The sequence below is a fragment of the Glycomyces tenuis DSM 44171 genome, from assembly GCF_000427885.1.
Lineage (GTDB): Bacteria > Actinomycetota > Actinomycetes > Mycobacteriales > Micromonosporaceae > Glycomyces > Glycomyces tenuis.
Genome location: NZ_ATYW01000008.1, coordinates 273,141 through 281,110 on the forward strand (window position 1 = coordinate 273,141; position 7,970 = coordinate 281,110).

The 7,970-nt window shown below is 73.3% G+C and carries 7 protein-coding genes; 3 read left to right on the top strand and 4 right to left on the bottom strand.

All coding sequences use genetic code 11. The features are described from left to right. Positions 1–61 precede the first annotated feature (61 nt). On the top strand, positions 62–2,062 hold the full coding sequence (locus tag YWW_RS0111630) for a SpoIIE family protein phosphatase (protein WP_051325678.1): 2,001 nt from the start codon (positions 62–64) through the stop codon (positions 2,060–2,062). Positions 2,063–2,143: 81 nt separating this feature from the next. Here YWW_RS0111630 and YWW_RS34050 read toward each other — a convergent pair whose 3' ends face one another. Continuing rightward, positions 2,144–3,112: a C40 family peptidase gene (locus YWW_RS34050; RefSeq protein WP_051325679.1), complete on the bottom strand. Its 969-nt coding sequence runs from the start codon at positions 3,110–3,112 to the stop codon at positions 2,144–2,146. Between the two features lie 276 nt (positions 3,113–3,388). Here YWW_RS34050 and YWW_RS29855 point away from each other — a divergent pair, with 276 nt between their 5' ends. After that, positions 3,389–3,871 (top strand): cysteine dioxygenase, encoded by a 483-nt coding sequence (locus YWW_RS29855; RefSeq protein ID WP_051325680.1) that lies wholly within the window; start codon positions 3,389–3,391, stop codon positions 3,869–3,871. Here YWW_RS29855 and YWW_RS0111645 read toward each other — a convergent pair. The 3 genes from YWW_RS0111645 to YWW_RS0111655 are packed head-to-tail and all read right to left on the bottom strand — an operon-like array spanning position 3,846 to position 6,367. After that, entirely contained in the window at positions 3,846–5,318 is a 1,473-nt protein-coding gene (locus tag YWW_RS0111645; RefSeq protein WP_026930253.1) for a bifunctional ADP-dependent NAD(P)H-hydrate dehydratase/NAD(P)H-hydrate epimerase, read from the bottom strand. The two genes, YWW_RS29855 and YWW_RS0111645, sit on opposite strands and share 26 nt — an antisense overlap. Before the next feature lie 25 nt (positions 5,319–5,343). Then, positions 5,344–5,715, bottom strand: coding sequence for a holo-ACP synthase (locus YWW_RS0111650; RefSeq protein WP_026930254.1), 372 nt, complete (start codon positions 5,713–5,715; stop codon positions 5,344–5,346). Positions 5,716–5,764: 49 nt separating this feature from the next. Continuing rightward, complete coding sequence (locus YWW_RS0111655; protein WP_035702383.1) at positions 5,765–6,367, bottom strand: TetR-like C-terminal domain-containing protein; 603 nt, start codon at positions 6,365–6,367, stop codon at positions 5,765–5,767. Positions 6,368–6,448: 81 nt separating this feature from the next. Between YWW_RS0111655 and YWW_RS0111660 the strand changes: the two genes are divergently transcribed. After that, complete coding sequence (locus YWW_RS0111660) at positions 6,449–7,627, top strand: DUF418 domain-containing protein (RefSeq protein WP_051325682.1); 1,179 nt, start codon at positions 6,449–6,451, stop codon at positions 7,625–7,627. The last annotated feature ends 343 nt before the right edge of the window (positions 7,628–7,970 follow it).

The following is a 7,970-nucleotide window of genomic DNA, read 5'->3' on the forward strand; positions in this document are numbered from 1 at the left end:
GCGCCGACCAGGGACGGTGCGGTACCCGACGCCCATGTGCGAGGGTCATAGACTGGAGCCCGTGACGTACCCCGAGAGGGCCACTCGCCGGCTGCGGCTGCCGGCCGACGACCGCTCCCCCGCCACCGCCCGCGCCGCGGTCCGAACGGTCCTGACCGAGGCCGGGCTCACCGAGCTGCTCGACGAGACGCTCCTGCTCACCACCGAACTCGCCACCAACGGCGTCGTCCACGCCGGCACCGACATCAACCTCGCCGTCGCCGCCGACTCGATCGGCGTGCGCGTCACCGTCACCGACTACCGCTCCGGCGGGATCGAACCGGCCGACATGGCCATGCCCGAGGTCACCGCCGAGGGCGGCCGCGGCCTGCTCCTGGTCGACCGCTTCGCGTCCTCGTGGGGCACCACGCACGACGCCACCGGCAAGTCCATCTGGTTCCGCATCGACCGCGACCCCGAGGCCCCGCCGCCCGAGCGGCGCACCCCCGCGGCCGAGATCCCCGGCGCACCGGTCACCGACCTCGCGCAGCTCGCCGCGCTGCTCACCATCGCCCCCGCGCTCCAATCGCGCCTGCCGGTCGAGCAGCTGGTGTCCGAGCTGCTGGCCCGCCTCCACGACGCCACGGCCGCCGCGGGCGGCGCCATCGAGTTCGACCCGGGCGGCGGCTCGGGGACGGGCGTCCTGGCGAAGTTCGGCGACGTCACCGACGAGTCGGTCGCCGTCGCCGTGCCCGTGCCGGTGACCGCGCCCGCCACCGGGCGCCTCGTCCTGACCGGCGAGGCCGGGCCCGAGTGGCGGCCCCTGGCCGAGCTCACCGCCGAGCGGATCGCGCTGGCCCTCCAGATCGACCGGATGCGCACCGACGAGCAGCGCCGCTCCGGCTGGCTGACCTACCTCGCCGAGGCCGGGGAGCTCCTCGCCCACTCCCTCGACGAGCACCTCACCGTCGCGCTCATCCCCCAGCTCGTGGTCCCGCAGCTCGGCCGCTGGGCCGCCGTCCACCTCCGCAAGGACGGCGGCGGGCTCGAACTCGCCGCGCTCAGCCACACCGAGGAGGCCGAGCTGGAGCCGTGGCGGGCCCGGCTCGCCGCCGCCGGGAGCGCCCTGGAGGCGTCTCTGGCCTCGGACGGGTGGACCGGCATGGAGCTGCCGCCGCCGCGCGGCATCGACGGCATCGCCGTGCCGCTGTCGGCGCGCGGGACCACCATCGGGGTCCTGTCGGTGGGGCGCCCGGACGACCGCCAGCACACGACCGAGGAGCGGGCCGTCGTCGCCGACCTCGCGAAGCGCTCGGCGCTGGCCTTGGACAACGCCCGCATCCACGCCGAGCGGGCCGCCGTGGCCCACGAGCTCCAGTCGGCGCTCATGCCCGGGACGCTCCCGGAGGTCGCCGGGGTCAGCTTCGCCGCCGAGTACCTGCCGGCCGAGGCCTTCGGCACCGAGGTCGGCGGCGACTTCTACGACGCGACGACGCTGCCGGACGAGCGGCTGTGGGTGGCGATCGGGGACGTGTGCGGCAAGGGCGCGCAGGCCGCGGCCGTCACCGGTGTGGTGCGGGACGTCCTGCGGGTCATGGCCCGCGACGGCCGGCCCATGCCGCGGGCCCTCGAGCTGCTGAACTCGACGCTGCTGGAGCAGCCCGGCGATCTGCGGTACGCGACGATCGCCTCGGCGGTGCTCGACCGCGAGGACGAGGCGATCGGGGCGACGCTGTGCCTGTCGGGGCACGACCGGCCGCTGCTGCTGCGCGCGGACGGCGAGGCCGAGTGGGTGGGGCACGAGGGCACCGCCGTCGGCCTGTTCGAGCAGGTGAAGGTCAACCCGGAGCGGGTGCGGCTCGAAGTGGGCGACGCGCTCGTGTTCTTCACCGACGGAGTGACCGAGCGGCGGGATCTGTCGGTCATGTTCGGGCACGAGCGGATCGTGCGGGCGGTGCGGGACGTGGCCGGGAAGTCGGCGCGGGCGATCGCGACGGCGCTGTTGGAGGCCGTCCAGATGTTCTCCTCGGATTCGCCGCGCGACGACATCGCGATCCTCGTCGTCCGCTGCGACGGGCGCTGAGGCGCGGGGCGCCGCCCCGCCGAGGGACGCGGCGACGGGCCGCCCCGTTCCCGGAGCGGCCCGCGCGGGTGTCGGTTCGGCCTATTCGCCGAAGTCGGTGACCCTGCCGGCGCCGTAGTAGACGTTGCCGTGGTCGACGGGCACGACCTTGACGACGCTGTTCGAGTTCGGGGCGTGGACGATGTAGCCGTTGCCGATGTACATGCCGACGTGGCTGAGGCTGTTGTAGAACACCAGGTCGCCCGGCTGGAGCTCGTCGCGGGAGATCCGCATGGTCGAGTTGTACTGGGCGGCGGCGTTGTGCGGCAGGGAGATGCCGATCTGGGAGTAGGCGGCGAGCATGAGCCCGGAGCAGTCGAAGGCGTCGGGTCCCGAGGCGCCCCACACGTAGGCGTCGCCGGTCTGGTCGAGGGCGTAGAAGACGACGTCGGCGCGGTCGCCGTCCATGTACGGCAGGTCGTAGTCCTGGACGGCCTCGCCCGAGACGGTCTGCCACTCGGCTTCGAGGTCGTCCATGCGGGTCTCGATGTCGTCGATCATCGTCTCGAGCTCGGCCTGGTCGGCCTCCTGGTCCTCCTGGAGGTCGGTGAGCAGTTCGAGCTGGGCGGTGTACTCCTCGGTGGCGGTGTTGAGCTCGTCCATGAGGTCGAACTCGTACATGTTGGCCGAGTTGAGGCGGTCGAGGCGGTCGACGAAGGCCTGCGGGGAGCCGGCGTCGAGGATGAGCGCGGCGTCGCCGATGCCCTGGTCCACATAGGTCTCTGTGATGAAGCCGGCGAGGCGGTCCTGGAGCTCGGTCAGCTCCTCCTCGGAGGCGACGAGGTCGGCCTCGACGTCGGCGATCATCTCCTCGTTGTCGGCGATCTCCACCGCGAGGGCGTTGTACTCCTCGATCTTCGTGTTGAGGTCTTCGTCGACGTCCTGGATCTCTTCTTCGACCTCTTCGCGGCCCCGCTCGGCCCAGGCGGGGCCCGCTGCGGCGGCTGATACGAGAAGACCGCCCACGAGGGCGGCAGAGGTCCACTTGCGTCGGAGGGACGGCTGGTTCACGAGGAGGGTGCTCCTTCGGGCGTCTGAAGTCTGGGGGAAGGACCGAAGATGAGCCTAGCGCGCGCCGAAGACGCCGTGAAGGGCCTCGGCGTGACAAATTCGCAGGGTGACGCCGGTTCCACGGAAGGTGCGCCCTGGCTGTGAATTCCCTGGGAGTTCGGGTACGATGTGCGGCATGGATTTCACGATGTGTCGCCTGCGGCGGTGTTGTCGCGCCTGTTGAGCCTGCCGCTCGCCCGCCGCGCACCCGTTCCGACGCATCGAAAGCCTTCCTCCATGTCTGATCAGACGCTCTCCGTCCTCACCGCCGGCCGCCTCGAGTCGCTGGCCGCCTTCTACGCCGAGCACCTCGTCCTGCGCCCCCGCTTCACGAAGGGGAGCCGCTGGGCCCGCCGGGTCCTGTCGGGCCCGGGCCACGAGGCGTGGCTGCTGGGGTGGCTGCCCGGCCAGGGCACCGAGCTGCACGACCACGGCGGCCTCGAGCGGCCCGCCGCCGCGGCGGTCGCGGTCGTCTCGGGGCGGTTGACCGAGTACACGGTCCGGCCCGGCGCGTTCCCGGCGCTGGCGCGCGCCGAGCTGGGGCCCGGCGCGGTCACGGCCGTCGACGACCGGACCGTGCACGCCGTGCGGAACGACTCGAGGGCTCCGGCGGTGAGCCTGCACGTCTACTCGCCGGGCCTGGACGCGATGCGGACCTACCTGTTCGACGAGACGGGCCTGTCGCCTTCGAAGATCAAACGCGCCGGCGAGGACTGGTAGGGCCGCGGCCGTCGCGGCGCGACAGGACCGTGCCGACCGCGGCCGGCAGGGCGGCGGCGATGTCGGAGGCGGTGACGGTGCGCCGCCCGGCCGAGGCGAGGCGGACGGCCCGCCCCTGGAGGAACGCGGCGGCGACGGCGGCGCGCGCGCCGTCCATCCCCGAGGCCAGCAGCGAGGCCAGGAAGCCGCCGAGGACGTCGCCCGAGCCGGCGGTCGCCAGCGCGGGGCGACCGGTCTGGTTCGCGTAGACCGCGCCGTCGCTCGCGGCCACCACCGTGTGATGTCCTTTGAGGAGCACGGTGCAGTTCAGGCGCTTGGCGAGCGCCGCGGCGGCCCCGGCCCGGTCGTCGCCGGGCGGTGAGCCGTAGAGGCGCTCGAACTCGCGGTCGTGCGGGGTCAGGACCACCGCCTCGGACCGCTCGGCGAGCAGCGAGGGGTGCTCGCCGATGAGAGAGAGCCCGTCGGCGTCGATGACCGCGGGGATGGGGCGCGCCAGGACGGTCCGCAGCTCGGCGAGCCCGTGCTCGTCAGTGCCGAGGCCGGGGCCGACGAGCCAGGCCTGGGTGCGGCCGGCCTCGGCGGCCGAGTCGGTGCAGACCACTTCGGCGCGCCTGATGCGCACGTAGTCGGCCGCGGCGCCGGCGTAGCGGACGTACCCGGCCGGGCCCGCCATGGCGCCGCCGACGGCGAGCACCGCGGCGCCGGGGTAGCGGTCGGATCCGGCGGCGACGCCGACGACGCCCCTCGTGTACTTGTCGTCGTCGGCTCTCGGTTCGCGCCACCAGGCGGCGATGTCCTCCTCACTCGCGATCTGGACGGGCGGCTGCGGGTCGAGATGGGGGGCGAGCCCGATGTCGACGAGTTCGAGACGGCCGGTGCGCAGCGCGGCCTCGCCGAGGACGTGGCAGGGTTTGCGAGCGCCGAAGGCGACGGTGACGTCGGCGCGCACGGCCGCGGCCGGGACGGCGCCGGTGTCGACGTCGACGCCGGAGGGGACGTCGACCGCGACGGTTCGCTCGGCGTCGATCCGGGCGATGAGGTCGGCGGCGCGGTCGGGGAGCCCGGGGCGGCCGCCGATGCCGAGGACGCCGTCGAGCAGCAGGTGGCACGACGGCGGCGGCTCGTCCGTGAGACGCCCGCCGGCGCGGACGAGGGCCTCGGCGCCGGGGCGGTGGACGCGCGATCCCATGACGGGGACGGCGTGGACGGCGGCGCCGCGCTCGGCGAGGCGGGCGGCGGCGTAGAGGGCGTCGCCGCCGTTGTCGCCGGGTCCGGCGAGGACGATGACGGTGGCGCCGTAGACGTGCCCGGGGGACCGCCGGAGCTCTCGGACGCAGGCGGCGGCGAGCCCGGCGGCGGCGCGCTGCATGAGCGCGCCGGGCTTGAGCTTCGGCATGAGTTCGGCTTCGGCGCGGCGGACCGCCGCCGATGACCAGGCACCGTCCATGGCTTTCAACGCCTCTCGCTGTTCGTCACGCCGCTTCGGCGATGACCACCGCTGTCGCGATACCGCCATCATGCGACAGCGAGACATGCCAGCGCGACACGCCACGCTGCGCGGCGGCCTCGGCCACCGATCCGGTGATGGCCAGGGAGGGGCGCCCGTCGGCCGCGGAGAGGATCTCGCAGTCGGCCCAGTGCATGCCGCCGGGGGCGCCGAGCGCTTTGGCGACGGCCTCCTTGGCGGCGAAGCGGGCGGCGAGGGACTCGGTGCGGCGGCGCGCACCGTCCGGGGTGGAGCGTTCGGCTTCGGTGAAGAGCTTGTCGGCCACGTGCGGCGTCCGTTCGAGGACGCGCTCGAAGCGTTCCACTGCCACTACGTCTATGCCCACCGCGACGATCATCCGTCAAGAGTGCCACGGCTTTCGCCGGATCGCCCCCTTTCGGGGCGGTTCATCGCCTCGGGGGAGGGCCGATGCCGATGGCGGGCAGGATGGCCTGGTCGACGATGTCGGCGAGGTAGTCGTCGTCGACGGCGCCCGTGTCGAGGATCCGCTGGGAGACCAGGGCTTCGCCGATGCCGACGACGACGGGGGTGAGCCGGGCCGGGTCGAAGTGCCCGCGTTCGGCGTAGTGGCGCAGGACGGTCTGGGTGAAGGTGCCGCCGCGGGCGGCGAAGACGCGTTCGTAGAGGGCTTCGACGATGGCCGGGTCGCGGGCGGGGTCGGTGAGGATGGCCATGACGGCCCGCCCGGCGGGGCTGAAGCACCAGTCGACCATGAGGCGCAGGGAGGTGACGAGGTCGCCGCGGAGGTCGTCGGCGCCGATGGCGGGTGCCTCGACGGGGTGGAGTTCGCGAAGGGCGTCGAGGAGCAGTTCGACCGGGTCGGACCAGCGGCGGTAGAGGGTGGTGCGGGCGGTGGCGGCGCGGCGGGCGATGCCGTCCATGGTGAGGCGTCCGGCACCGACGGCGGCGACCTCTTCGACGGCGGCGGCGTAGATCGCGTCGAGCAGGTCCTTGCCGCGGCGGCGCGTCTGAGCTGCGGCTTCGGCCACGATCCACCCCCGGGTGCAATTGGGTACACGAGTGTATCTTATATTTTTAGATACAGGGTTGTATCTAACTTTGGAGTCGAGATGTCACTCTCCCCGCCCGCCATTATCCGGACGGCCGTCCCGGTCGCGCAGCGCTCCCTCGCACCCGACCTCGCCAGGGGCCTGATGCTGCTGCTCATCGCCGTCGCACACGCCCACATGTTCCTGGCGCACGAGATCACCGGCTACCGCGGCTACGCCGTGGACGGGACGCCGCTCGACCGGATCGTCGCCGGCGTCCAGGTCCTCCTCGTCGACGGCCGCGCGCTGCCGATGTTCGCCGCGCTGTTCGGCTACGGCCTCGCGCGCATGGCCGACCGCCAGATGAGCGACGGCGCCGACTGGGGCGCGACGAAGCGGGTGGTGCGGCGGCGCAGCGCCTGGCTCCTCGCCTTCGGCTTCGCCCACGCGCTGCTGCTGTTCTTCGGCGACATCCTCGCCGCCTACGGCCTCATCGGCCTGCTGGGCGTGGCGCTGCTGCGCGCCCGCGACAAGGTCCTGTTCGCCACGGCCGCGGTCACCCTCGTCATCCACATCGGAGTCGAGGCGCTGCTGGGCTTCTCCGCCGAGGCGGCTGGCCACGAGTCCGCCTACCCGACGAACATCGCCGACCCCTTGGAGGCCATGGCGATGCGGCTCGCCGTGTGGTCGGGTCTGACCTGGGCGTACCAGGTCACCGTCATCCCCGCGCTCGTCTTCGGCATCTGGGCGGCCCGCCGCCGCCTGCTCGACGAGCCCGAGCGGCACCTCGCGCTGCTGCGCCGCATCGCCGCCTGGGGCATCCCGATCGGCGTGGTCGGCGGCGTGCCGCTCATGCTGTTCGACACGCAGCTGTGGATGCCGGGCCCGGCGCTGTCGGTGCCCTTCTACGCGCTGCACAACGTCACCGGGATCGCCACCGGCTTCGGCTACGCCGCCCTGATCGGACTGATCGCGGCCCGGCGGAACGGCCACCGCGCGCCGGGCCGCCTGACGACGGCGCTGGCGGCGTGCGGGCAGCGGTCGCTGACCTGCTATCTGCTGCAGTCGATCGCGTTCGTCGCGGTCTTCGCGCCATATGCGGGCGGCCTCGGCGCCGACCTGGGCGACGCGGCGGCCTCGGGCATCGCGGTGCTGGTCTGGGCCGCGACCGTCGCCTTGGCGGCCCTGATGGCGAAGACCGGCAACCGGGGCCCGGCCGAGAACCTGCTGCGGCGACTCACATACGGCCGCAGGAAGTGACGAGCAGGAAGTGAAGACGGGTGGTGGGATTGGGGCGGAGCGGGGGCGTAACGATGGGTGCTTGCAGCGGTGTCGGCGCAACGGGGATGCCCCTACCGCAGAGGGGAATCGGCAGCCATGGCGACTTGCGGTGCCGGTGCGTTTGGGGCCCGCTGTGGTTCAAGCGGAGCGCTCCGACCTCGGGTTGCGGTCCCGGTGCGCCTGGGGATCCCGGTGGTGGTCGCGCGGGTGTGGGCGGCTTCGTGCTCGGTGGGTGGTCGCTGTTCGAGCGGGCGGCGACGACCAGGCGGCGGCAGCGCGAGGAGGGGTCTTCGTCTGGGTGTGCGTTGGGGTGGGGCTTCGA